This is a genomic window from Oceanobacter kriegii DSM 6294 (assembly GCF_000422845.1).
Lineage (GTDB): Bacteria > Pseudomonadota > Gammaproteobacteria > Pseudomonadales > Oceanobacteraceae > Oceanobacter > Oceanobacter kriegii.
In genome coordinates this window covers 156,459-179,671 of record NZ_AUGV01000007.1, presented here as the reverse complement: position 1 = coordinate 179,671, position 23,213 = coordinate 156,459, and the positions used below count along the sequence as shown (strand labels likewise).

General features: G+C 53.5%; 20 protein-coding genes. 15 read left to right on the top strand and 5 right to left on the bottom strand.

The annotated features are described in order from the left end of the window. The first annotated feature begins 24 nt into the window (after positions 1-24). Complete coding sequence (gene thiE, locus G516_RS0106115; RefSeq protein WP_028292916.1) at positions 25-1,770, top strand: thiamine phosphate synthase; 1,746 nt, start codon at positions 25-27, stop codon at positions 1,768-1,770. 19 nt (positions 1,771-1,789) lie between these two features. Here thiE and G516_RS0106110 read toward each other — a convergent pair whose 3' ends face one another. Continuing rightward, a complete protein-coding gene (locus tag G516_RS0106110; protein WP_028292915.1) occupies positions 1,790-2,413 on the bottom strand; it encodes a LysE family translocator in 624 nt (207 codons plus the stop codon). Positions 2,414-2,768: 355 nt separating this feature from the next. Between G516_RS0106110 and htpG the strand changes: the two genes are divergently transcribed. The 4 genes from htpG (at position 2,769) to G516_RS0106090 (ending at position 6,398) form a co-directional block, all read left to right on the top strand. Beyond that, on the top strand, positions 2,769-4,667 hold the full coding sequence (htpG, locus tag G516_RS0106105; protein WP_028292914.1) for a molecular chaperone HtpG: 1,899 nt from the start codon (positions 2,769-2,771) through the stop codon (positions 4,665-4,667). A gap of 180 nt (positions 4,668-4,847) precedes the next feature. After that, positions 4,848-5,426, top strand: a complete 579-nt coding sequence (locus G516_RS0106100) for a YfaZ family outer membrane protein (RefSeq protein ID WP_028292913.1) — start codon at positions 4,848-4,850, stop codon at positions 5,424-5,426. Then, entirely contained in the window at positions 5,426-5,914 is a 489-nt protein-coding gene (locus tag G516_RS0106095; protein WP_028292912.1) for a DUF6586 family protein, read from the top strand. The genes G516_RS0106100 and G516_RS0106095 overlap by 1 nt, the downstream gene beginning before the upstream one ends. A 229-nt stretch (positions 5,915-6,143) precedes the next feature. Then, positions 6,144-6,398, top strand: a complete 255-nt coding sequence (locus G516_RS0106090) for a hypothetical protein (protein ID WP_051218998.1) — start codon at positions 6,144-6,146, stop codon at positions 6,396-6,398. 151 nt (positions 6,399-6,549) lie between these two features. Here G516_RS0106090 and G516_RS0106085 read toward each other — a convergent pair whose 3' ends face one another. Both G516_RS0106085 and lexA read right to left on the bottom strand, forming a co-directional pair. Beyond that, positions 6,550-6,996 carry a cell division inhibitor SulA gene (locus tag G516_RS0106085; RefSeq protein WP_028292910.1) on the bottom strand — a complete coding sequence of 149 codons (447 nt, stop codon included), beginning with the start codon at positions 6,994-6,996 and terminating at the stop codon, positions 6,550-6,552. A 32-nt stretch (positions 6,997-7,028) separates the two neighbouring features. Next, positions 7,029-7,628, bottom strand: coding sequence for a transcriptional repressor LexA (gene lexA / locus G516_RS0106080; RefSeq protein WP_028292909.1), 600 nt, complete (start codon positions 7,626-7,628; stop codon positions 7,029-7,031). A 649-nt stretch (positions 7,629-8,277) separates the two neighbouring features. Between lexA and G516_RS21275 the strand changes: the two genes are divergently transcribed. From G516_RS21275 to G516_RS0106060, 4 genes are read left to right on the top strand one after another with little or no spacing between them, the layout of a single operon-like run. Continuing rightward, complete coding sequence (locus tag G516_RS21275; protein WP_036534828.1) at positions 8,278-8,919, top strand: TetR/AcrR family transcriptional regulator; 642 nt, start codon at positions 8,278-8,280, stop codon at positions 8,917-8,919. A gap of 19 nt (positions 8,920-8,938) precedes the next feature. Continuing rightward, positions 8,939-9,478, top strand: a complete 540-nt coding sequence (locus G516_RS0106070; protein ID WP_051218997.1) for a L,D-transpeptidase — start codon at positions 8,939-8,941, stop codon at positions 9,476-9,478. After that, on the top strand, positions 9,463-10,554 hold the full coding sequence (nagZ, locus tag G516_RS21270; protein ID WP_051218996.1) for a beta-N-acetylhexosaminidase: 1,092 nt from the start codon (positions 9,463-9,465) through the stop codon (positions 10,552-10,554). The genes G516_RS0106070 and nagZ overlap by 16 nt, the downstream gene beginning before the upstream one ends. A gap of 7 nt (positions 10,555-10,561) precedes the next feature. Then, positions 10,562-11,308, top strand: coding sequence for an S-methyl-5'-thioinosine phosphorylase (locus tag G516_RS0106060; RefSeq protein WP_028292907.1), 747 nt, complete (start codon positions 10,562-10,564; stop codon positions 11,306-11,308). A gap of 94 nt (positions 11,309-11,402) precedes the next feature. Here the strand turns inward: G516_RS0106060 and G516_RS0106055 are convergent, their stop codons facing one another. Together G516_RS0106055 and mfd are read right to left on the bottom strand one after the other, a co-directional pair. Next, complete coding sequence (locus tag G516_RS0106055) at positions 11,403-12,473, bottom strand: CsiV family protein (RefSeq protein WP_028292906.1); 1,071 nt, start codon at positions 12,471-12,473, stop codon at positions 11,403-11,405. 3 nt (positions 12,474-12,476) lie between these two features. Next, on the bottom strand, positions 12,477-15,932 hold the full coding sequence (gene mfd / locus G516_RS0106050; RefSeq protein WP_028292905.1) for a transcription-repair coupling factor: 3,456 nt from the start codon (positions 15,930-15,932) through the stop codon (positions 12,477-12,479). Positions 15,933-16,742: 810 nt separating this feature from the next. Here mfd and G516_RS0106045 point away from each other — a divergent pair. The 6 genes from G516_RS0106045 to nqrE all read left to right on the top strand — a co-directional run bounded on the left by G516_RS0106045 (position 16,743) and on the right by nqrE (position 23,203). Beyond that, entirely contained in the window at positions 16,743-18,191 is a 1,449-nt protein-coding gene (locus G516_RS0106045) for a glyceraldehyde-3-phosphate dehydrogenase (RefSeq protein WP_028292904.1), read from the top strand. 388 nt (positions 18,192-18,579) lie between these two features. Then, positions 18,580-19,914: a Na(+)-translocating NADH-quinone reductase subunit A gene (locus G516_RS0106040; protein ID WP_028292903.1), complete on the top strand. Its 1,335-nt coding sequence runs from the start codon at positions 18,580-18,582 to the stop codon at positions 19,912-19,914. Positions 19,915-19,916: 2 nt separating this feature from the next. Further along, the gene (locus tag G516_RS0106035) at positions 19,917-21,128 is read left to right on the top strand and encodes an NADH:ubiquinone reductase (Na(+)-transporting) subunit B (protein WP_028292902.1); all 1,212 of its coding nucleotides are present in this window, start codon (positions 19,917-19,919) and stop codon (positions 21,126-21,128) included. Then, complete coding sequence (locus tag G516_RS0106030) at positions 21,118-21,924, top strand: Na(+)-translocating NADH-quinone reductase subunit C (RefSeq protein WP_028292901.1); 807 nt, start codon at positions 21,118-21,120, stop codon at positions 21,922-21,924. Before G516_RS0106035 ends, G516_RS0106030 begins: the two co-directional genes overlap by 11 nt. 2 nt (positions 21,925-21,926) lie before the next feature. Then, positions 21,927-22,589, top strand: coding sequence for an NADH:ubiquinone reductase (Na(+)-transporting) subunit D (locus tag G516_RS0106025; protein WP_028292900.1), 663 nt, complete (start codon positions 21,927-21,929; stop codon positions 22,587-22,589). Beyond that, positions 22,586-23,203 (top strand): NADH:ubiquinone reductase (Na(+)-transporting) subunit E, encoded by a 618-nt coding sequence (gene nqrE / locus G516_RS0106020; protein ID WP_245582623.1) that lies wholly within the window; start codon positions 22,586-22,588, stop codon positions 23,201-23,203. Before G516_RS0106025 ends, nqrE begins: the two co-directional genes overlap by 4 nt. Positions 23,204-23,213 lie beyond the last annotated feature (10 nt).

Genomic DNA, 23,213 nt, shown 5'->3' with positions numbered 1-23,213 from the left:
CGGGTAAATCTTGGTAGGAATTCTATGATCATTCTTGAGGCCGGAAGTCACGGTCTAAACAATTCGGGTCCGGTAAAGCGCCCGGTGGTGTGGTCCATTACCGCCTCCGACAGCGCCGCAGGTGCGGGTATGCAGGCGGATGTTGCGGTGTGCAACCAATGGGGCGCTCAGGTTCAGTGTGTGGTAACGGCCATCACTGTTCAGAACTCCGCGGGCTTTCAGCAAGGGTTTGCCTTGCCGTTATCGCAGGTGCAGGCTCAATGGCAGGCACTGAAGGCCGACGGTTGGCCTGCGGCAATACGGGTCGGTTGGCTGCCAAATGATGACGATCTATGGCAATGGCTGGCGGATGCCCTCGATCAGGCACCATGCCCGGTTATCTGGGACCCGGTGATCAGTGCCACGGATGTGTCGCCTGACTCTTATTCTGAACCTGAGAGCAAGAAATCTGCGATGTTCTCAGCCGACTTGGAGCGCTATCGTGCCTTGCTTGCCTGCGTCGATGTGATCACTCCCAACAACGCTGAGGCGCGCTTGCTTTTGGGGCTGCCTGACTCGTTGAAAGGCGATGTTGCTGATCCATCGGATAATCGGCCGAGCAGCCAACAGATGGCCCGAGCGCTTTCTTACATGGGGCCTTCGACCGTCATCATCACGGGTGGCGACAGTTCGCTAAACGAACACCCGTTGCAGGTGATCACCGAGGTATTTCACCGTGCTGTTTCTGAAGAGCAGGGCGCTATACCCGAGGAGCAGGGCTCCATACCCGAAGAGCAGTCTCCCGAGCAAATCGGTATGCCAGCGTTTCAGCTGTTGAGCGAGCGAATTATGCATCAGGCTCATGGCACCGGTTGCCATTTTGCCGCGGCCTTGGCCGCAGGGCTGGCATCCGGTAGCCGTCTGTATGATGCCATTTTGAAAGCCAGTGAATACGCCTTGCAGTGCCTGGAGTCTGCGTCGGAAAGAAACAGCGGGTATCACAATTGTTTCGCCGCGGCACAGCAGTCAGCGGCCGACCATCGGGTTTCGGTTGTCGTTACTGCATCGGCTCCGGATTTGGCTTCGGTCAGCCAGGAGGCTGCTTTCGGGGCTAGTGGTGACCATGCCTCTGTCGATTCCCTATACCCACTTGATGGAGGCGTCGATCTGTCGGCGATGACACTGGCATTTCCGGTATTGGATAAGCCTTTGGGACTTTATGGATTGGTCGACAATTTGGAGTGGCTAAAACGACTGCTGACTCTTGGTGTGGATACCTTGCAGTGGCGAGTAAAACACCAATCAGTGAATTACCGACAGGAAACTGCCGAAGCCATTGCACTGTGCCGGGAGGCTGGTGTGCCGCTCTATATTAATGACGACTGGCCATTGGCGCTGGAACTGGAGGCCTGGGGAGTGCATTTGGGCCAGGAGGACTTGTGCACGGCGGATCTGACGGCGTTGGCGCAAGCCGGTTTGTGTTTGGGGGTGAGTACCCATACCAAATGGGAAATTGCCCGAGCCAGAGCCATCAAGCCTTCTTACATTGCGTTTGGACCGGTATTTCCGCCGTTGTCGAAAAAGCTGAAATACCCGCCGCTGGGTTTGGAACAGTTATCGAAGTGGTGCGAAGAAAACAGCGACTTCCCGCTAACCTGCATTGGCGGTATCACGGAAGACAACGTCGCCGATGTTGTGGCGACGGGCATGTCGTCGGTGGCCATTGTGACGGCGCTGGCCAACGATGAGGGGCTGGCCAAGCGGTTTGAGCGTATCCGTCAGGCAATTTAGTCGACATGAAGTGGTGCTGTTAGCTTGCTACCAGCCACACGCCCACACCCAACATCAGCGTGCCTGCACAGCGATTGATCACCCGGACGTTGCTCTGGGTTTTCAACAGCAGGCTCAGGCTTTTGCCGCCACTGGCGTATATCAGCAAACAGACAAATTCCAGCAGCAAAATGATGCCCAGCAGGGCAGGCAGCTGGTGGCTCATGCTGATATCCGGGTCCAGAAATGGCGGCAACAGCGCAATGAAAAATGCCCACCCCTTGGGGTTGGCGATGGCCGTAATAAAGCCTTGCCACGCCAGTTCCTTCCAGCTGGCCTGACGCTGTTGCTCGGGTTGTTGCGACAGCGCCAGCTTACCTCGTGAGCGCCATAGCTGAACGCCCAGATAGCCCAGGTACAGGCCGCCAGCGACCTTGAACGCAATGAACAGCGCCGGGAAGTTCAGCATGATCGCAGCGACACCAATGACCGCCGACGTTGCCACAATGCCCACGCCCACAAGTTCGCCTGCCATCATCCACAACGCTCGTTTAACGCCAATCGTCATGCCCAGTGACATCGACAGGGTCATGCACATGCCTGGCGTAATGGAAACGAAGAAAAAGGTTGGAACAAACGCCATCAAGGCTGCGGTGTTGAGCATACAAGGGTCTTCAAGGCTGATGGTGCGCGGTATGCGCTGACTTGGTTGAAATGTAACGCAATCGGGCGGTGATATGCACGTATGAAATCGCTCGTTGAGCCGAGCTGCCCTCGATTGTCAGTTCAGCTAGGAAGAACAGCGACTCGCCAATTTTCTTATATTAAGAGCGGATTAGAGGCCTCCAAGCCGCTGAAATAGTTAATTTTTTTGTTTTCTGCATCTTTGTGCCTTGAAATGAAACAGGCCGTCCCCATCTTTGCATTCAACGGCCAGACGATCGGGTAGTTACGGCGTCTGGCAGGCATTGAGGTGAAATAACGACGCGTGGATTTGCGTCTTGTAACAGGAGAAACTCATGACCGTGGCCAGCAAAGAAACACTTGGCTTTAAAACCGAAGTCAAACAGCTGCTGCATCTGATGATTCATTCCTTGTATTCCAACAAGGAAATCTTTTTGCGGGAGCTGATTTCCAATGCTTCCGACGCCTGCGACAAGCTGCGCTTCGAAGCTTTGAAAAACGACGCGCTGTACGAAGGCCAGAGCGAGCTGGCAGTGCACATCGACTTTGATGCCGAAGCGCGCACTCTGACCATTGCTGATAACGGCATTGGTATGGACCGCGATGACGTGGTGAACAATCTGGGCACCATCGCTAAATCCGGTACCGCTGACTTCCTGAGCAAGCTGACTGGCGACCAGAAAGCCGATTCCCAACTGATTGGTCAGTTTGGTGTGGGCTTCTACTCCGCATTTATCGTGGCCGACAAGGTTGTGGTTGAAACCCGCCGTGCCGGCGAAGCCGCTGATGCGGGCGTGCGTTGGGAATCTGCCGGTGAAGGCGAGTTCTCGATTGAAGGTGTTGAGAAAGCCGATCGCGGTACCAGCATTACCCTGCACCTGAAAGAAGGTGAAGAAGATTTTGCCGACAGCTTCCGTCTGCGTTCCCTGATCAAGAAATATTCCGATCACATCGCCATTCCGGTATTCCTGCCGCAGGAAACCACCACTGATGAAGAAGGCAATGAGACCCAGCAGCCTGCCGAGGCAGTGAACGAAGCCAAGGCGCTGTGGACTCGTCAGAAGTCGGACGTTAGCGACGAAGAATACACCGAGTTCTACAAGCATATTTCCCACGACTGGCAGGAACCACTGACCTGGATGCACAACAAGGTGGAAGGCAAACTGGATTACACCAGCCTGCTGTACATCCCGTCCAAGGCACCATTTGATCTGTGGAACCGTGAAAGCGCCCGTGGCCTGAAACTGTACGTTCAGCGTGTGTTCATCATGGATGACGCCGAGCAGTTCTTGCCGCTGTACCTGCGTTTTGTGAAGGGTGTGCTGGATTCCAACGACCTGTCCCTTAACGTATCCCGTGAAATCCTGCAGCAGGATAAGCAAGTCGACAGCCTGCGTTCCGCGCTGGTGAAGCGTGTGTTGGATACGCTGACCAAACTGGCCAAGAACGATTCTGACAAGTACCAGCAGTTCTGGGATCAATTCGGTGAAGTGCTGAAAGAAGGCCCGGCTGAAGATTTCGCCAACAAGGAAAAAATCGCCGGTCTGTTCCGTTTCTGCACCACCAAGTCGGAAGGCACTGTTGAAAACGTCGGTCTGGCTGACTACGTTGCGCGCATGCGTGAAGGTCAGAAGAAGATCTACTACATCACCGCTGAAAGCGTAGAAGGCGCACTGGGCAGCCCGCACATTGAATACTTCAAGAAGAAAGGCGTTGAAGTACTGCTGCTGACTGACCGTGTTGATGAATGGATGGTTGGCCACCTGTCCGAGTTCGATGGCAAGCAGTTCCAGGACATCACCAAAGGTGAACTGGATCTGGATGATCTGGCGGACGAAGAAGAGAAGAAACAGCAGGAAGAACTGCAAGAAACCCACAAGGCATTGATCGAACGTGTTCAGGACGCTTTGGAAGACGTCAAGACCGTACGTGTTACCTCTCGTCTGACCGATTCACCGGCCTGTCTGGTGGTTGGTCAGTTCGACATGGGTGGCCACATGCGCCGTATGCTGGAAGCTGCGGGTCAGGACGTTCCTGAATCTGATGTGACACTGGAAATCAACCCGACTCATCCACTGATTGCCCGTTTGGATCAAGAGCAAGACGAAGATCGCTTCAAGGAACTGGCGGGTCTGATTCATGCCCAGGCGCAGTTGGCTGAAGGCTCTCAGCTGAAAAACCCGGCGGAATACGTTGGTAAGCTGAACAAACTGTTGCTGGATCTGATGAAGTAATCGGTAGCGGGATTCAGTCCTAACTACTGTTACTCAGCGCAGCGCCCCGGCTCTGTAAGCCATGTCAACCACGTGGGTTGATGTGCGTTTATAGAGTGTCGGGGCGCTGCTATGATGCGCTTACGTTAATTTTGTGTGCCGGAGCGGAGCTTCGGCAAAAAGATCTTCCTTGGGGGAAATATGAAAGGTATTGCTGTGGCCACTCGTAGTGCAATTACGGGAACCCTGTTGTCTGTTGCTGCTGTTTCCGCACAGGCGGGAGGTACCTTGGACTTCAGTTTGGCCAACGAATCCGTTCGACTGGCCTACGACGCCACCCAGGCCGACTCCGGCCTGCACATCAACCTGTCTGGTTTGCACGACATGGACGACGGCGACCTGCTGGGTGCAGGCCTGCATGTGGTTGATTTGAAGAACCGCAACAAGAACCTGTACTTCGGTGTCGGCGGTAAAGCCTTCCTGTTTGATACCGATATCGACGCCCAGGGTGGTGCCGTTGGTGTGGGTGGTTTCTTCCGCGCCAACTTGCCAACGCACCCGGACTTCAGCCTGGCCGGTTACGCTTACTATGCACCCAAAGTGGTTTCCTTCGGTGATGCCGAAAGCCTGCTGAGCACCGATATTCGCGCCCAATACGCTGTGATCCCGACAGCCCGCGTTTACATGGGTTACCGCTACAACGGCGTGCGTCTGGAAGACGTTAGCGATCGTTATGAGCTGGGCGAAGGCGTTCACTTCGGTGTGACGCTGGACTTCTGATGGCAGCAATTAACTGGGTAGGCCAGACCAATCAGCGTTTGTACCAGTGTCGACTGATGCTGGAGCAGGTTGAGCTGGCTGACAATCATGCGCTGGCAACGGCATTGGAAGACGGTGCCGTATTGCAGTTGGGCGCCGCCTATCGCTGCTACCTCAATGAACTGGCTGGATTGGTGAATGTGAATGGCAAGGTCAACGACCTGTCTGAACTGTTCGCCAAGGCTGCGTTTGCCATTGCCGATATGCAAGAGCTGCAACAGTTGGAAGCCGATATTTATGGTTGGCTGGGGCAACTGCAGCAGATGCTGCGTGATGCTCAACAACTGGCGGCGGTCAGCAAGCCGAGCAGCGTCGAACAGGTTGAGCCGAGTGGTAATCTGATTGCCAGCGCACCGGCTGAACAAAGCCGTGCGGAAATCTTGCAGGGCATATTAGGTGAATTACAGGCTCTGATTGAATGCCAGCGAGGGAATCACAAGGAAAGCTGAACCTGCGATCCATGATGTCCAGTTACTCAAAACACCCGCCACATGGCGGGTGTTTTTGTAAATACTGCGGATACTCGGGTTTGTCGTTTAAACACGTTCAGTAAGAATCGGCACTTGCGGCTATTTTGGCAGGTACTGAACAGCTGGATTTCCCTGTGGTCGGCAATGCTGGCCGTTACTCTTGTTATCTTTATGTTACACTCGCCATCCAATTTTCGTGAGACCTTCTATGGCACGCTTCTTTGAGATTGTAGAGCTTACCAATGGTGACGTGGCGCTTCGTCGGGTTGATGACGAAGAAGACGGCGATGCGCTGGTGCGTATTCATTTTTCAGCCGACGCCAAAGCCAGTTTGAGTGAGCATCATGTAGATATTGCCCGCGTCATGCTGGAAGCCGGTGTGCGTAAAGTGGGTGAGTTGTCTGGCTTTGATATGGACGACGAAGAATTTGATATTGATGCGCCGTCTCACAAGGTGCATTGATCTTTCTGGTATCGCGCTCCATGTTTGATGGCTAATTACCTGTAACGCATCAGCCCAAAGCGTGGATAAGATACCCAGCAACAAAAAAAGCAGCCAATGGCTGCTTTTTTTGTGCTTCGATTTTGAATTGTGGAATGAGATCGCAGTGCTGTCAGAGGCTGCTGTGAACCAGCACCACATGAGTACCACTTTGGGCGGCTGTTTGGCGCAGACTCTTGCGGGCCTCGCTACTGAGGTCGCCTTGCCATTCAATGATCAAATGGCTGTTGGCACTTGCCATAATACGCTCGCACAGCGCCAACTGGGTGTCCTGGCAAAGATCAATATGAACTACCGGAGCGGTGCCCAGGCCAATGCTCTCCAACCACTGCTTGTTCAGGGTCCGATTCGGGCTAAGCCACATCAGCCAGCGGTTGCTGGAATTACACTGCGCCAGCATCGGTAACAGCTGCATCGGCTGGATAGCGCTGTCGTCACTCAGAATCATTTCGGTCAGACTGCCTTTGGCTGGCTGGATATTCAGGGTCTTGCGATCCTGAATCCGGCTGCTGAGAGACAAATCAGGCTGGTGATCGACTTGCAAACTCATCTGGCGCATGGCGGCTGACCTCGTGATAACTGGCTGAGAACTTAGTGACGGCGAATGACGCCGACGTACAGTCCTTCGATGTTAAATTCCTGTTCGCGCAGATCGACTTCGATCGGCGCGTATGCTTCGTTTTCGGCGTGCAACAGAACCTTGTTGCGGTTCTTTTCCAGGCGTTTGACGGTCACTTCGTTTTCAACCCGGGCAACCACCACCTGACCATTACGAGCGGTATCGCACTTGTGAACTGCAATCAGGTCGCCGTCCATAATGCCGATGTTCTTCATACTGTCGCCGTGTACTTCCAACAGGTAGTTGGCATCTGGTTTGAAAAAACCGGTCGGCAGGTTGCAGTAATCTTCAATGTGTTCTTGCGCCAGAATGGGTTCACCAGCGGCCACACGGCCGACGATAGGCAAACCTGGCTGTTGGGTTTCAATCACACGAATTCCGCGTGAGGCACCTGGCATGATCTCAATGGCCCCTTTGCGCGCCAGTGCTTTCAAATGTTCTTCGGCGGCATTGGGAGACTTAAACCCAAGCTCTTTGGCAATCTCCGCACGGGTTGGCGGAAATCCGGTTTCCTCGATTCGGCTACGAATCAGATTCAACACCTGCTGTTGTCTTGCGGTGAGCTTGATCATGTGTCTTTCCATATCTGTTTATCTGTACAGTGGTTGGAAATATATACAGTAAAAAATACTGTGTAAACCCACAGTGTTTATTTTTGTTGGTTTATTGCCCATTGGATTTGTTGGGCTGGACTGGTTGGGGAGAAATCGTAGGGCTGGGGGATAAGTTACGGATTTGCCTGACTGTTATCTGTGGGAGCGGTTTAAGGGGCTACAGGGACCCTCTGAATAACTCTGCACAGCTCTGCGCGAGTCCTGCAGGTTGTCATTGGCTCTCTACAACAACCCCGCGGCGAATGCAGCGGAATGACGAGTCCTTTCCAAATTCGCCAACACCGTTCTGGCGGGCTGCACGCGGCGCCCTGCGGGGATGGCAGGGCATTGCTGACTCTATGTCGCTGATTTTTGACTTGACCCGTCAGGCCTGCAAATCAGCTTCGTGATTCAGCTTCGCCCTGTCATCCAGAGCGGGCACCGAGTTATTCAGAGGGTCCCTAATTTTATTTGCCAGTTTGTTTGAATACGTAACCGGGTTGACGCTTTTCTACGCGGTAACGACAGTGTTTCCAGTACTTTAGCGCCGTTTTTATTAAATAGGTTTGATTCAGTTGCGTTTCAAACGTATGTTTCAAACAACAATAATGCATGGAACCTCAGCCCCATGGCCCAGAAAGACACCGCCAAAAGTATTCTTAATGCCGCTGAAGAATTGTTTTCCGAGCGCGGGTTTGCCGAAACCTCGCTGCGTAACATTACCAGCAAAGCCAATGTGAATCTGGCTGCGGTGAATTACCATTTCGGTTCCAAGAAAGAACTGATTCAAGCAGTATTCGCCCGCTTCCTGACGCCATTTTGCGCCAGTCTGGACGAGGCGCTGGCGCAGTACGAAGCCGAGCTGAATGGCGATACTCCGGATTTTGGCAAGTTGCTGCGTTTGCTGTCGGGCACCGCGCTGGCTGCAGGCAAAGGCAGCACCCGTCGGGTGGGGATTTTCATGCGCTTGCTGGGCCTGGCCTACTCACAAGAGCAGGGCCATTTGAGAAAATTCCTGCGCAATGAATACGGCCAGGTATTCAGCCGCTTTATGACACTGGTAACCGCTGCGTCGCCCGGGCTGGACGATCAGGAGCGATTCTGGCGTATTCACTTTATGTTGGGGGCGACGGTGTTTACCCTGTCCGGGGTTGAGTCATTAACCGCCATGGCAGAACACGACCTCGGCGTCAGCAGCGGTATCGAGCAGGTGATTGACCACCTGGTGCCGTTCCTGTCGTCGGGCTTTCAGGCTCCACACCAAGACTGACCTTCGATACAGAGAACGTATGATTGTCGACACCATTGGGCTGCAGGATGCGCCCACGATTGAAATTTCCATTGCTGATCAGGCGCTGCGTTTCAGCGCTGAAGATCGTTGCTATCTGTTTGATGTGTCTACCGCGCTGAATGGCGTTGGTGAGCGCAATGGTAGTGGCTGCACGCCACGCGGTTGGCATCGTGTCGTCGCCCGTATTGGCGACGGCCTGCCGATCAATGCCGTGTTTGTTGGACGTCGTTTTACCGGCGAAATATATTCCCCAGCGTTGGCCGAACAGCACCCCAGCCGGGATTGGATTCTGAGCCGTATCCTATGGCTGCAAGGGTTGGAGATTGGCCGCAATCGCATGGGCAATGTCGACTCGATGCGACGATATATTTATATCCATGGCACTCCGGATACGGAACCTATGGGGCGACCGGAGTCTCATGGCTGTGTGCGAATGCGCAATGAAGACCTGCTGAGGTTATTTGATTTGGTGCCTGCTGGCACCCGGGTCTGGATACAGGAACACAGCTTTTCGAGAATCCCATGTCGTTTGATCTGATCTCCTCTGAATCCCGCCTGTCGGTGGGTGTGATTGCCGATTTGATCGGTACCGAACTGGTTCCGCAAGACCGTGTTGTACTGGACTCACCCGCATTGAGCGGGTTGATATTGTTTGCTCGTAATTACCAGAGTCGCAGCCAGCTAACCCAATTGCTGGATGCGGTACGCCGCGAACGCCCGGAGTTGCCGGTGTTTGTTGATCAGGAAGGCGGTCGGGTACAGCGTTTTCGAGACGGTTTTATTCGTCTGCCAGCCATGATGCGGTTGGGTGAATGTTTTGCGGCTGACACGGAACAGGCTGGCCCGGAGCAGGCTGTCGAGGCGGCTGAAAAGCTGGGCTTTGTAATGGCCGCTGAACTGGGTTTGATGGGTGTTGATACCAGTTTCGCGCCAGTACTGGATATTGAGCGAGGGTGCTCCCGGGTCATCGGTGATCGCGCTTTTGGTACCAGTGCTGTGGTGGTTGCCCAGCTGGCGTCGGCGTTTATTCAGGGTATGCGAGCGGCGGGTATGAAAGCCGTAGGTAAGCATTTCCCCGGACATGGCGCTGTTGAAGCCGATTCCCACAAGGAGTTGCCGCTGGATGATCGCAGTTACGCCCAACTGATGTACGATATGCGTCCTTTCAAGCAGTTGTCGGCAAGTGGGCTGTTGGACGGCGTCATGCCTGCCCATGTGGTTTACCCGGCGGTCGACCCGGTATCAACCGCTGGTTTTTCTCAGCGTTGGATGCAGTTGCTGCGTCAGCGGGTGGGTTTTGACGGCGTGGTTTTCAGTGATGATCTGACCATGGAAGGGGCGGCCAAATACGGTGACTACCGCAAGCGGGCTGAGTTGGCGATGGCAGCGGGATGTAACGCATTGGTGGTGTGTAATGTGCCGGAAGGCGCTGAGGCGGTGCTGCAAGCTGTCGTTGATGCAACGGCATCCGCGGATTCGCCTTATCGCAAGCTCGATCTCTCTGATTGGCGTATTCGCTATACCGGAGAGCAGCGACAGCAGATAGAAGCCGATCTGCAACAACATATTCAATGGCTGGTGAAAGCCGGTCTGATTCAACACGATTTTGAGTAACACAAGCATGGCGTTTAATCGCATTGGCATTATTGGTGGTACTGGTCTGACTCGTTTGGAAGGCCCGCACATCACCCAATCCCATGACATCAATACCGTTCTCGGCACGCCTTCCAGCGCGGTGCAGGAAGGCACCTGGCAAGGCAAGCCGGTGTTGTTTATGGCTCGCCATGGGCACCCGCATGCGGTGCCGCCCCACAAGGTTAACTACCGGGCCAATCTGCTGGCACTGCAGGAAACCGGTGCGGAGGCCATTATTGCTGTGAACGCGGTGGGCGGTATTCACGCGGACATGGGGGCGGGTGCCATTGTGATTCCGGACCAGTTGGTTGATCTGACCTGGGGCCGAGAAAGCACCTTCTTTGACGGTGCCTACAAGCCGCTGGAACACATCGATTTTACCGATCCTTTCGATGGCACACTGCGCAAAGCCTTGCTTGCAGCGGCCAAGGATATTGCGCTCGATGTACTGGATTTTGGTGTGGTGGGTGTCACTCAGGGGCCTCGTTTGGAAACCACGGCGGAAATCAACCACATGGAGCGCATCGGGTGTGATCTGGTGGGTATGACCAGTATGCCTGAAGCAGTGCTGGCCAGAGAGCTGGGTATTCCATATGCGAGTATTTGTTTGGTGGTTAACCCAGCTGCCGGTCGCAGTGATGCAGAGATCACCATGGAAGACATTCAGCGTGTGCTGGATGGTGGAATGGGGCAAGTGCGTGACCTGATTGCGGCGGTGTTGCCGCGTCTTTGATCTGACCAGGCGCTCAAGAGCTCTGAACAAAAAGCCCCGGTTATTCAAGTGAATAACCGGGGCTTTTTCGTTTCCGGGTCGTAATCGGCGCGAATCAGTTCGTCTGCTTTGCTGTCGCTGTATTAGCCGTCGTAATGGTAGTTGTTGAGGTGGCTGATGTAGACAGAGACTCGGTTGCTGGTTCAGGCATTTCTACCTCCGGCACGTCGATTGGCGTCAGCTGAATCACGACGCCCAGCATTGGATGATCGAGGTAGTGCAGCTCGTTGGATCGCATACGGCGCGCCAGTTTGACGTGTGCTGCGCGAACCGGATAGCGGCCATCAATTTTTAGCGCCTGTTGCAGTGTCGGTTGGTTGGCTAACAGGGACAATTCCAGCTCGCTGGGCTGCTGAGTGGGGTTGGCGGACGGCTGCGGAACCGTCGTGGCATTGATGCCCAGTGCTTGCGTGGTGGTGTTTTGCGTTGGCAATTCACCGGCGGCGTTGGCAATAAGACTGTTTTCGCTGCTGAGTGGGATGACGTCACCATTGGCGGATTCGATTTGCTGCAACACCGGCTCTTCAGGCATTTGCTCGCTGAGGTGTTGTACATACAGGTCGGTGGTGATGTGCAGGTAGCGGCTCAGGTACAGGCTAAAAGTACCTTCAACCTTGATTTCCGTCTCGCCCGGCAGAGAGATGCTGACAGGGTGGCGGATTTCTCCAGCTTCCGGTTGCACGGCTTCGATCCAGCGCTGATGCCAGATAACACTCATATCGCCTTGCGGGTCGATACGGCTGGCTTCGCGTTCCAGCATGCGTTCACTCAGTACGCCGTAGGGCAGGTAGTGGCTCTCGGCGGCTTGATAGCCAAGCGGCAAGCTGCCTAGCCAGGCGTCGAGCCACTGCTGCTGTCGGTACAGCTGTTGTAATGCATCGGGCTGACGGGATGGCTGACTGATCAAATGCATGGGCGTGGAAGCAGGGTCAATCCATTGCTCCCAGTGTTCGCCGTCAATGGATGTGGTGTTCTTGTAGGCAACCAACATCATTTCGACTTCGTACCAATGGTCGCCGAACAAGGCGTTTTGGGCCTCTGCCTGATTCATCAGCAGTTGATTACCGAGCACTCCGGCGGCCAAAGTCAGGCAGCCACGGCTGAGCAGGCGGGAAAGGGGCTTCACGGATTAGAGTTCCTTTTGCAGTTCGGTCAAAACCTGTTCGATAACAGTAAATCGGCGGTCGATGGTGTCCATATTGAAGTAGAAACGCAAGGTGTGTCCGCCTTCCAGTTTGTAGCTGGCCGGTTTGGTTTGTACCAGTTTCACCAGTGTGAATGGGTTGATGTTGGTGTCGGCGCTGAAATCCAGCTTGCCAGACTCGGTACCGGCGTCGAGTTTGGCAATGCCCATTGGCGTGAGTTTCAATTTCAGTGAGGTTTGTCGGAACAGGTTCTTGACCTGATCCGGCAGCAGCCCGAAGCGGTCGATCATTTCGACTTGCAGCTCGCGCAGTTCGTTGTCGGTTTCACAGTTGGCCATGCGCTTGTAGAGCGTCAGGCGGCTGTTTACATCTGGCAGATAGTCGTCCGGAATCAACGCGGGCATGTGCAGGTTGACGTCTGCGGTTTGCCTTGGTGTCAGATTGTCGGATGGCATTTTACCCGAACGCATGGCTTTCACCGCCTGGTCCAGCATTTCCATATACAGGGTAAAGCCAATGGTCTCAATCTGACCGCTTTGCTCGTCGCCAAGCAGTTCACCGGCACCTCGAATTTCCAGATCGTGGGTGGCCAGCATAAATCCGGCACCCAGGTCTTGAGAGGCTGAAATGGCTTCCAGACGCTTTTCGGCGTCTTTGGTCATGGTCTTCGGCGGTGGTGTCAGAAGGTAGGCGTAGGCCTGGTGGTGGGATCGACCAACACGGCCACGCAGCTGGTGCAGCTGAGCCAGGCCAAATTTATCAGCGCGGTTAATGATGATGGTGTTGGCTGATGGAATGTCGATGCCGGTCTCAATGATGGTGGTACATACCAGTACATTAAAACGCTTGTGGTAGAAATCGCTCATCACGCTTTCCAGCTCGCGTTCAGACATCTGGCCGTGGGCGACAACCACACGGGCCTCTGGCACCAGTTCATCCAGATCACGAGCAACTTTCTCGATGGTTTTGACTTCGTTGTGCAGGTAGTACAACTGACCGCCACGAAGAATTTCCCGCAGCATGGCTTCCTTGATGGCGGCATCGTCGTATTGGCGTACGAAGGTTTTCACGCTCAGGCGTTTTGCTGGCGGCGTGGCAATGATCGACAGGTCGCGAATGCTGGCCATGGCCATGTTGAGCGTACGTGGAATTGGCGTGGCGGTGAGGGTAAGGATGTCGACCTCGGCACGCAGTGACTTGATACGTTCTTTCTGTTGCACACCAAAGCGGTGTTCTTCGTCGATGATCAGTAATCCCAGGTGCTCAAACTTGACGTCTTTCTGCAGCAGCTTGTGGGTGCCGACCACGATATCGGTTTTGCCTTCGATCATTCGATCAAGGGCTTGCTGGGTTTCCTTGGCGGATTTAAAGCGCGATAGGACATCCACTTTTACCGGCCATTCAGCGAAGCGGTCGGCAAAGTTCTGGTAATGCTGTTGAGCCAACAGGGTGGTTGGCACCAGCACGGCCACTTGCTTGCCGCTTTGTACGGCCATAAAGGCTGCACGCATGGCCACTTCGGTTTTGCCAAAGCCCACATCACCACATACCAGACGGTCCATCGGCCGCGGTGAGGTCATATCCTCAATGACAGCGTCAATGGCGGCCTGCTGATCCGGAGTTTCTTCGTACGGGAATCCCGCCGCAAAACGCTCGTATTCTTCGTCCGGGCCATTGAAGGCAAAGCCTTTGCGGGCCTCGCGGCGGGCATAGATGTCGAGCAACTCAGCGGCGGTGTCGCGGATTTTCTCAGCGGCTTTGCGTTTCGCCTGTTCCCACTTGTCGGTACCGAGTTTGCTGATGGGGACTGCGCCGTCCTCGGCACCGCCGTAACGGGAAATCAGGTGCAGCGACGATACTGGCACGTAAAGTTTGCTGGCGCTGGCGTATTCCAGCACCAGGAATTCGTTGGTTTGACCGCCAGCGTCCAGCGCTTGCAAGCCCATGTAACGGCCGATGCCGTGGTCGAGGTGGACCACCGGTGCGCCTTCTTTTAATTCGGTCAGGTCACGAATGACGTTATCGGCGTCAGTCTTTTGTTTGGCGCGACGACGGGTCTGTCGGATGCGCTGGCCAAACAACTCGTTTTCGGTGATCAGTGCCAGTGGCTGGTCGCCGTTAATCTGTACGCCTTGCGACAGTGGCGCAATGGTCAGTAGCAAGGTCTTTTGGGCGGTTTGGGCTTCGCTCCAGCCTGCGACTTCTTGCGGAATAACCTTGATGCGACCAAGCAACTCGCGCAGGGCTTCACGGCGACCGGCAGACTCGGCGCAGAATACCGTACGGGTGTTCGGGTTCTGGTCGAGCCAGGTTTTCAGTCGTTGCAGTGGCTGTTCCAGACGGGAGTCGGTGCTGATATCTGGCAAGGCTTCGGTATCAAATGCCATGGCGCCAGCGCGGTCGGGCAGTTCATTGCTGTGCCACTGTACGCGAGGGTATTCATTTAACTTACTGAACAGCTGCTCGTTGGCCAGAAACAATTCGCCGGGCGCCAAGATGGGCCGGGTGCGGTCGTAACGACGACTTTCATACCGCTCTTCGACGTCCTTGCGGAATTGTTTAGCCGCCAGCTCCATGCGTTCGTCGTTAAAGATGAGTGTGTTGGCTGGCAGGTGATCAAAGAAGTTGCCCAGCTCTTCGGCAAAGAACAGCGGCAGGTAATATTCGATACCCGCAGGTGCGATGCCCTGGGATATATCCATATAAATGGAGCAGTCGTTCGGGTTTTGCTCGAAGAAGTCAAACCAGCGGTTTTTAAACAGCTTGATGGCGGTGGTATTCAGCGGGAATTCCCGGGCGGGCAAGATCCGAATGCTGTCGGTCTTTTCCAATGTGCGCTGAGTATCGGGATCAAAGGTACGTAGGGTTTCGATTTCGTCGTCGAACAGGTCAATACGAAACGGTTGCTCCTGGCCCATCGGGAAAATATCGACAATCGCGCCGCGTACGGCAAATTCACCGTGTTCATACACAGTATCGACACAGTGGTAGCCGGCTGCTTCGAGCTTCAAACGGGTTTTATCAACGTCGAAGTTTTGGCCGATATCCAGTGCGAAGCTCTGACCATCAAAAAAGCTGTCTGGTGGCAGTTTTTGCAGCAGGGTGGCGATCGGAATAATCAGAATGCCGTCGCGGCTTTCCTGTAGCTGGTTAAGGGTCGCAATGCGCTGGGAGATGATGTCCTGGTGGGGAGAGAACACATCGTAGGGCAGTGTTTCCCAGTCAGGGAATAACATTACCTGCGTTTGTTCGGCAAAAAAGCCGAGCTCTTCTTCCAGTTGCAATGCCGCGCTGGTGTCGGTGGTGATGATCAGGGTCAGGCCGGAGTGGGTTTGCGCTGCCGCGGCAATGGCCATCGCCAGACTGCTGCCGTTGAGGTTTCCCCAAAAGCGTCGTTCAGCGGCTTTAACAGGGAGTTCCGGGGTGATGGGACTGATCATTCATGCTCCGTATTGGATAAATCCGTAGGGCGAGCAGTGTAATCAATGCCAGCGCAACTGTCACAAGGGCAGGGGGTAGTTAAAGCGCGCAGTTAATAGCTGGTGTTTGGTTTTCGTGAAGATTTTCAGAGGTTGCTCGAAATTGCGGTTGCTTGAGTGGACACGTATTCCGGTTTTGCATGGGATTCTTGCCACTTTTATTGGTTTTTTGCTGACTTTCGTCGAAGGACAACTGAAAGTCGGTCAGGAAATGATGTGACAACTGGGTAAGTTTTTGAAACTCACTGATTTCGAGGTTGGAAATTTACAACAATTCAAGACAGTGGGGCGTTGAGGTGGAAATCGTAAATAGCGAGGCTTTTGCGGCGATGGATTGTTTGTTGTGGCGTTGGGTATTAATGGGCTCGGATTGATTTTTTGTGATTGCTCTGTGGTGTGGATAAAACAGCACGATTCAAGCGGATTCGCTGAGCATATGTTTCTTTTTTCTCGTTGTATTTGGGTGATTACCAAACAGTGCTGGCTGTGCTTTGATCGATTGTTCTACCGTCCTGGTTTTTATTGTTGCGTTTTTGAGGGTATTGGTTGCTTCGGACTTGTTCGGTTTTTCTGCTTGTGAATGTGGTTTTGGCATAACGGATCGAATGCACAAGATGTGACAAATGTACGTAATGTTTCATATTTATGGCTGAGAAAGTCGTGATTTTCTTACCTTTCAGGCTTGCAATTTATGCTGTTTGTGATTAGAGGGTCATCCGTGCATAATCCACGCCTCGTGACCAAGAGCGAAAATTTTAGGAAGGTTTGCCCGTGACCCAAGATATGCGTGACACCTGTTTGCACGATTGGACAGAACGCGAAGCGATTGCTGAATCCATGATCCCTGTTATTGGCGGTTTGTACCGTAACCGTAACGTGATCACTTCTCTGTATGGCCGTGCGATTATCAATCGCTCTGTTATCGAGATCATGAAAGCGCACCGTTTTGTTCGTCATATCGAGAACGAAGAAATCTCTGTACAGGATACGTTCCCGATCCTGCAGGTGCTGTCTGAACTGGACGTTAACAGCATTCACGTGGATATCGGCCGTCTGGCTGTTAAATTCCGCAAGCAAGGCGAAGGCCGTGAGCTGCGTCAGTTCGTTATTGACGAACTGGGTGATGCAGTTGGCCAGCCAGAAAACTTTGGCGAGAACCGCGACGTAGTTCTGTACGGCTTCGGTCGTATCGGTCGTCTGCTGGCTCGTATCCTGGTTGAAAAATCCGGTGCTGGTAAAGCCCTGAACCTGCGCGCCATTGTGGTTCGTCGTGGTAAAGGCAACGATCTGGAGAAGCGTGCCAGCCTGCTGCGTCGTGATTCCATTCACGGCACTTTCCGTGGCACCGTGACCATTGATGAAGAAAACGAAGCGCTGATCGCTAACGGTAACTACATCAAGATCATCTACGCCAACAACCCGGCCGAGATTGACTACAGCCAGTACGGCATTAACAACGCTCTGGTGATTGACAACACCGGCGTATGGCGTGACGAAGATGGCCTGGGCCAGCACCTGAAGAGCAAGGGTGTTTCCAAGGTGTTGCTGACTGCACCTGGCAAGGGCGACATCAAGAACATCGTATACGGCATCAACCACAACGATATCGATGCGGCTGACACTATCCTGTCTGCGGCGTCCTGTACTACCAACGCCATCACTCCAGTTCTGAAAGTGATGAACGATGAGTACGGTATCAAGAATGGTCATGTTGAGACTGTTCACTCTTACACCAACGACCAGAACCTGATCGACAACTACCACAATGGTGACCGTCGTGGCCGTTCTGCGCCGCTGAACATGGTTATTACCGAGACTGGTGCTGCCAAAGCAGTAGCCAAGGCTCTGCCAGAACTGAAAGGCAAGCTGACCGGTAACGCCATCCGTGTTCCAACTCCAAACGTTTCCATGGCGATTCTGTCTCTGAATCTGTCCCGTGACGTTTCTGTTGAAGAAGTTAACGACTATCTGCGCAACATGTCCCTGAACTCGGATGTTCAGCGTCAGATCGACTGGGTTAACAGCCCGGAAGTGGTATCTACCGATTTCGTTGGCAACAGCCATGCGGGTATCGTTGATGCCAAGGCAACAATTGTAAATGGCGAGCACGTCAACCTGTATGTCTGGTACGACAACGAGTACGGCTACAGCCGTCAGGTAGTCCGCATTGCACACCAGCTTTGTGGCGTTGAGTACCCGACTTATCCGGCTCGCGGTTAATCCGCCAGCCAATCGGGTTGGTTTCACTGGCAGTGGCTGGTGAAATCAACTCAACAATCCGGTCCCTTTGACCAAGGTGGCCGGATTGTACTCTTCTTGAACAACTCTGTTTTCACCCTCCTTGTATGCCGTCCTGGCATGGTTAATTGCCCCATAAGTATGGGCTTTCGAGCTGTTACACAACTGGATTATTGCGACACTCGCCACTATACTTAGCGCCGATTCCAAACTTAGTAAACTTAGCAAACGAGTATCCAAGTGCTTGTTTCCCATATAAAAACAGTTTTAACGCATAGCAACGTCCGGATCGCGTAAGCGACTTCCGGGGCAATTGTGCGTCCGTTTTATGGGAGCTGTACTCTGGTACCCATGTGATTAGGCGAGGCATATGATCAAAATTAAAAAAGGTCTCGACTTACCCATCACTGGAACTCCTGAGCAAACCATTACGTCTGGCCAAGCGGTAAAGTGCGTAGCACTGTTGGGCGAAGACTACGTTGGTATGAAGCCAACAATGGTTGTTCGGGAAGGTGATCGGGTTAAGAAGGGGCAAGTCCTATTTACTGACAAGAAGACAGAAGGTGTTCAATACACCGCGCCAGCTGCGGGCATCGTGAAAGCGGTGAATCGTGGTGAAAAGCGTAAGTTCCTGTCTATCGTGATCGAGCTTGATGGCACCGAAGAAGAAACGTTCGCCAGCTACAGTGCTGACAAACTGTCTTCTCTCTCTGCTGCAGAGGTTCAGGACAACCTGGTTAACTCCGGCTTGTGGACCACACTGCGCACCCGTCCTTACTCCAAGGTTCCCGCTCTGGGTTCCACTCCGGCAGCCATTTTCGTTAATGCCATGGATACCAATCCATTGGCGGCCAACCCGGAAGTAATCATTGCCGAACAGGCAGAAGCCTTCAAAAACGGTCTGCAGGTGCTGAAGCGTCTGACCGAAGGCAAGCTGTATGTTTGTAAGGCAAACGGTGCCAATGTTCCGACTGCAGGTGTCGAAACGACTGAAGAGTTCGAAGGTACTCATCCGGCAGGTCTGGCAGGTACTCACATCCATTATCTGCATCCAGTCAGTGAAAATCGTACTGTATGGACCGTAAACTATCAGGACGTGATCGCCATTGGTGTTCTGTTTACGACGGGCACGTTGTACAACGAGCGCGTTGTTGCTTTGGCAGGTCCTCAGGTTAAGGAACCTCGTCTGGTTCGTACCCTGCAAGGTGCATCCCTGACCGACCTGACTGTCGGCGAGCTGGCGGATGGTGATAACCGTCTGATTTCCGGTTCTGTATTCGGTGGTCGTACGGCGGCAGATGCTGAAGCTTTCCTGGGTCGTTTCCATAACCAGGTCAGTGTTCTGCGTGAAGGTCGTGAGCGTCCAATGCTGCACTACCTGACGCCGGGTGCAAGTCGCTTCTCTGTGATGCCGATTTACATCTCCAAATTGATGAGCAAGGCTTTCCCTTTCAGCACTTCTACCAACGGTAGTGAGCGTGCCATGGTGCCGGTTGGCGCCTATGAAAAGGTGATGCCGCTGGACATTCTGCCAACTCAGCTGCTGCGTGCACTGATCGTGGAAGACATGGAGTCAGCAATCAACCTTGGCGCGTTGGAACTGGACGAGGAAGATCTGGCCCTGTGCAGCTTTGTCTGCCCTGGCAAGTATGAGTACGGTCCGATCCTGCGCAAGAATCTCACTCGAATTGAGGCGGAGGGTTAATCATGGGTTTGCGTACTGTTCTTGATAATCTCGAACCACATTTTGTGAAAGGCGGTAAGTGGGAAAAAATGTACCCACTGTACGAAGCCATTGATACCGGCTTGTATTCCCCGCCAAGCGTAACCAACAACACAGCTCACGTGCGTGACGGCATCGACCTGAAACGCATCATGATCACTGTGTGGTTGTGTACTTTCCCGGCCATGTTCTTCGGTATGTACAACATTGGTCTGCAGGCGAACGAAGCCATTGCAGCCGGTGCTGGTACGGCGATTGAAGGCTGGCGTGAATGGCTGATCGCCCTGTTGGGTGGTGCTGGCCACGATGCTTCCAGTCTATGGGATAACTTTGTCTTTGGTGCTGCCTACTTCCTGCCTGTGTATGCCACTACCTTTATTGTGGGTGGTTTCTGGGAAGTGCTGTTTGCCACCATTCGTCGCCACGAAGTGAACGAAGGCTTCTTCGTTACCTCGATCCTGTTCTCACTGACGCTGCCGCCAAGCATCCCGCTGTGGCAGGTTGCTCTGGGTATTTCCTTCGGTGTGGTTGTTGGTAAGGAAATCTTCGGTGGTACCGGTAAGAACTTCCTTAACCCGGCTCTGACTGGTCGTGCCTTCCTGTTCTTCGCTTACCCGGCCAACATGTCTGGTAACGCAGTATGGACTGCAGCTGATGGTTACACTGGTGCTACCGCTCTGGGTAACGCAGCCGAAGGTGGCGTACAAGCCATCATCGACGGCGGTGTTCAGTGGATGGATGCGTTCCTGGGTACTGTACAAGGCTCCATGGGTGAAACCAGCACGCTGGCAATCCTGATTGGTGGTGCTGTACTGATGACCATGAACATTGCTTCCTGGCGCATTGTTGCTGGTGTTTTCGGCGGTATGGTTGCTACCAGTCTGCTGTTGAACGCCGTTGGCTCTGACACTAACCCGATGTTTGCGATGCCTTGGTACTGGCACCTGGTCGTAGGCGGTTTCGCGTTCGGCATGATCTTCATGGCGACCGATCCGGTATCTGCTTCCATGACCAACAAGGGCAAGTTCGTATTCGGTGCTCTGATCGGCTTTATGGTGATCATGATTCGTGTGATCAACCCGGCATTCCCAGAGGGCATGATGCTGGCAATTCTGTTCGCCAACCTGTTCTCGCCGCTGATCGACCACTTCGTAGTACAGGCAAACATCAAGCGGAGGATCGCACGTGTCAGCTAATAACGACAGCATTCAAAAAACCCTGCTGGTCGCTGTACTGCTGTGTCTGGTGTGTTCGGTTATCGTAGCCGGCGCCGCGGTAGGTCTGCGTCCTCAGCAGAATGAAAACAAGGCGAACGACAAACGTGCCGCTGTTCTGCAAGCTGCTGGCTTGTACGATGCGTCACAGTCCATCGCTTCCCAGTTTGAAGACAAAATCACCACTCGTATCGTTAATGTCAAAGAGAACCGCTTTGCCACTGACGCCGAGATGGCGGAACTGAAAACTGCGGGTCTGATTGACCAGTACGGCGTTTTCAACCAGCAGAAGTCGGCCAAAATGCCGGAATTCTCCAACGCGCTGCCAGGTGATGAAGACATCGCCAGCATCAAGCGTCTGGAAGATTTCGCTGCGGTTTACATCGTTGGTGACGAAAACAACATCGACAAGATCATCCTGCCGGTTCACGGCTACGGTCTGTGGTCTACCCTGTACGGCTTCCTGGCTCTGGAAGGCGACATGGATACCATCGTTGGTCTGGGTTTCTACTCTCATGCAGAAACACCAGGACTGGGTGGTGAAGTAGACAATCCTAAGTGGAAAGCACAGTGGGTTGGCAAGGAAGTCTTCGATAAAGACGGCGACATTGCCATTACTGTAGTGAAGGGCGGTGCTCAGCCTGGTAACCCATATCAGGTAGACGGCCTGTCTGGTGCAACACTGACCAGCCGTGGTGTTGACAACCTGGTTCGTTTCTGGGTTGGCAGCAAGGGCTTTGGCGGCCTGCTGGATAATCTGAAAGGACAGGGGGCCTGATCATGTCATCTATCAAGCAAGTTTTAACTGAACCGCTTTTCAGCAAAAACCCGATTGCTGTACAGATCCTGGGTATTTGTTCTGCTCTGGCGGTAACAACCAGCATGAACGTAACCCTGGTTATGTGTCTGGCACTGACCTCGGTAACTGCGTTCTCCAACTTTGGTGTTGCGCTGATCCGTAACCACATCCCGAACAATATTCGAATCATCGTACAGATGATCATTATTGCCTCGTTGGTGATCGTGGTTGACCAGATCCTGAAAGCCTATGCCTATGACATTTCCAAGCAGCTGTCGGTATTCGTTGGTCTGATTATTACCAACTGTATCGTAATGGGCCGTGCGGAAGCGTTTGCGATGAAGAACGGTCCGGTACTGAGCTTCTTCGACGGTATTGGTAACGGTCTGGGCTACTCTGTGTTGCTGATCTTTGTTGCTTTCTTCCGTGAGCTGTTCGGTGCAGGCAAGCTGTTCGGTATCGAGATCCTGCCGCTGGTTACCGATGGTGGCTGGTATCAGGCTAACGGTCTGCTGCTGCTGCCGCCGTCTGCATTCTTCATTATTGGTGGTTTCATCTGGCTGCTGCGTACCTGGAAAAAAGAACAGGTTGAAGCACCAGACTTCAAGATTCTGCCGAACACTGAACACTCTGGAGGCCACTGATGGAACACTATATCAGCCTGTTCATTAAGGCCGTGTTCGTTGAAAACATGGCCCTCGCATTCTTCCTGGGGATGTGTACCTTCCTGGCGATTTCCAAGAAGATCGAGACTGCTATTGGTCTGGGTGTTGCGGTAATCGTAGTACTGGGTATTACCACTCCGGTAAACAACCTGATCTACACCGGCCTACTGAAAGAAGGCGCGCTGACCTGGATCAGCCCGGACTACGCTACCGTTGACCTGAGCTTCCTGGGTCTGCTGACCTACATCGGCGTTATTGCGGCGATGGTTCAGATTCTGGAAATGGTTCTGGATAAGTACGTACCGGCTCTGTACAACGCGTTGGGTGTATTCCTGCCTCTGATTACCGTGAACTGCGCCATCATGGGTGCTTCCCTGTTCATGGTAGAGCGTGACTACAATTTCGGTGAAAGTGCGGTATTCGGTGTGGGCGCTGGTCTGGGCTGGGCCCTGGCGATTGCTGCTCTGGCCGGTATTCGTGAAAAGCTGAAGTACAGCGATGTTCCAGCGGGTCTGCAAGGTCTGGGTATTACCTTTATGACCGTTGGCTTGATGTCTCTGGGCTTCATGTCCTTCTCTGGCGTATCACTGTAAGGAGAGCGGA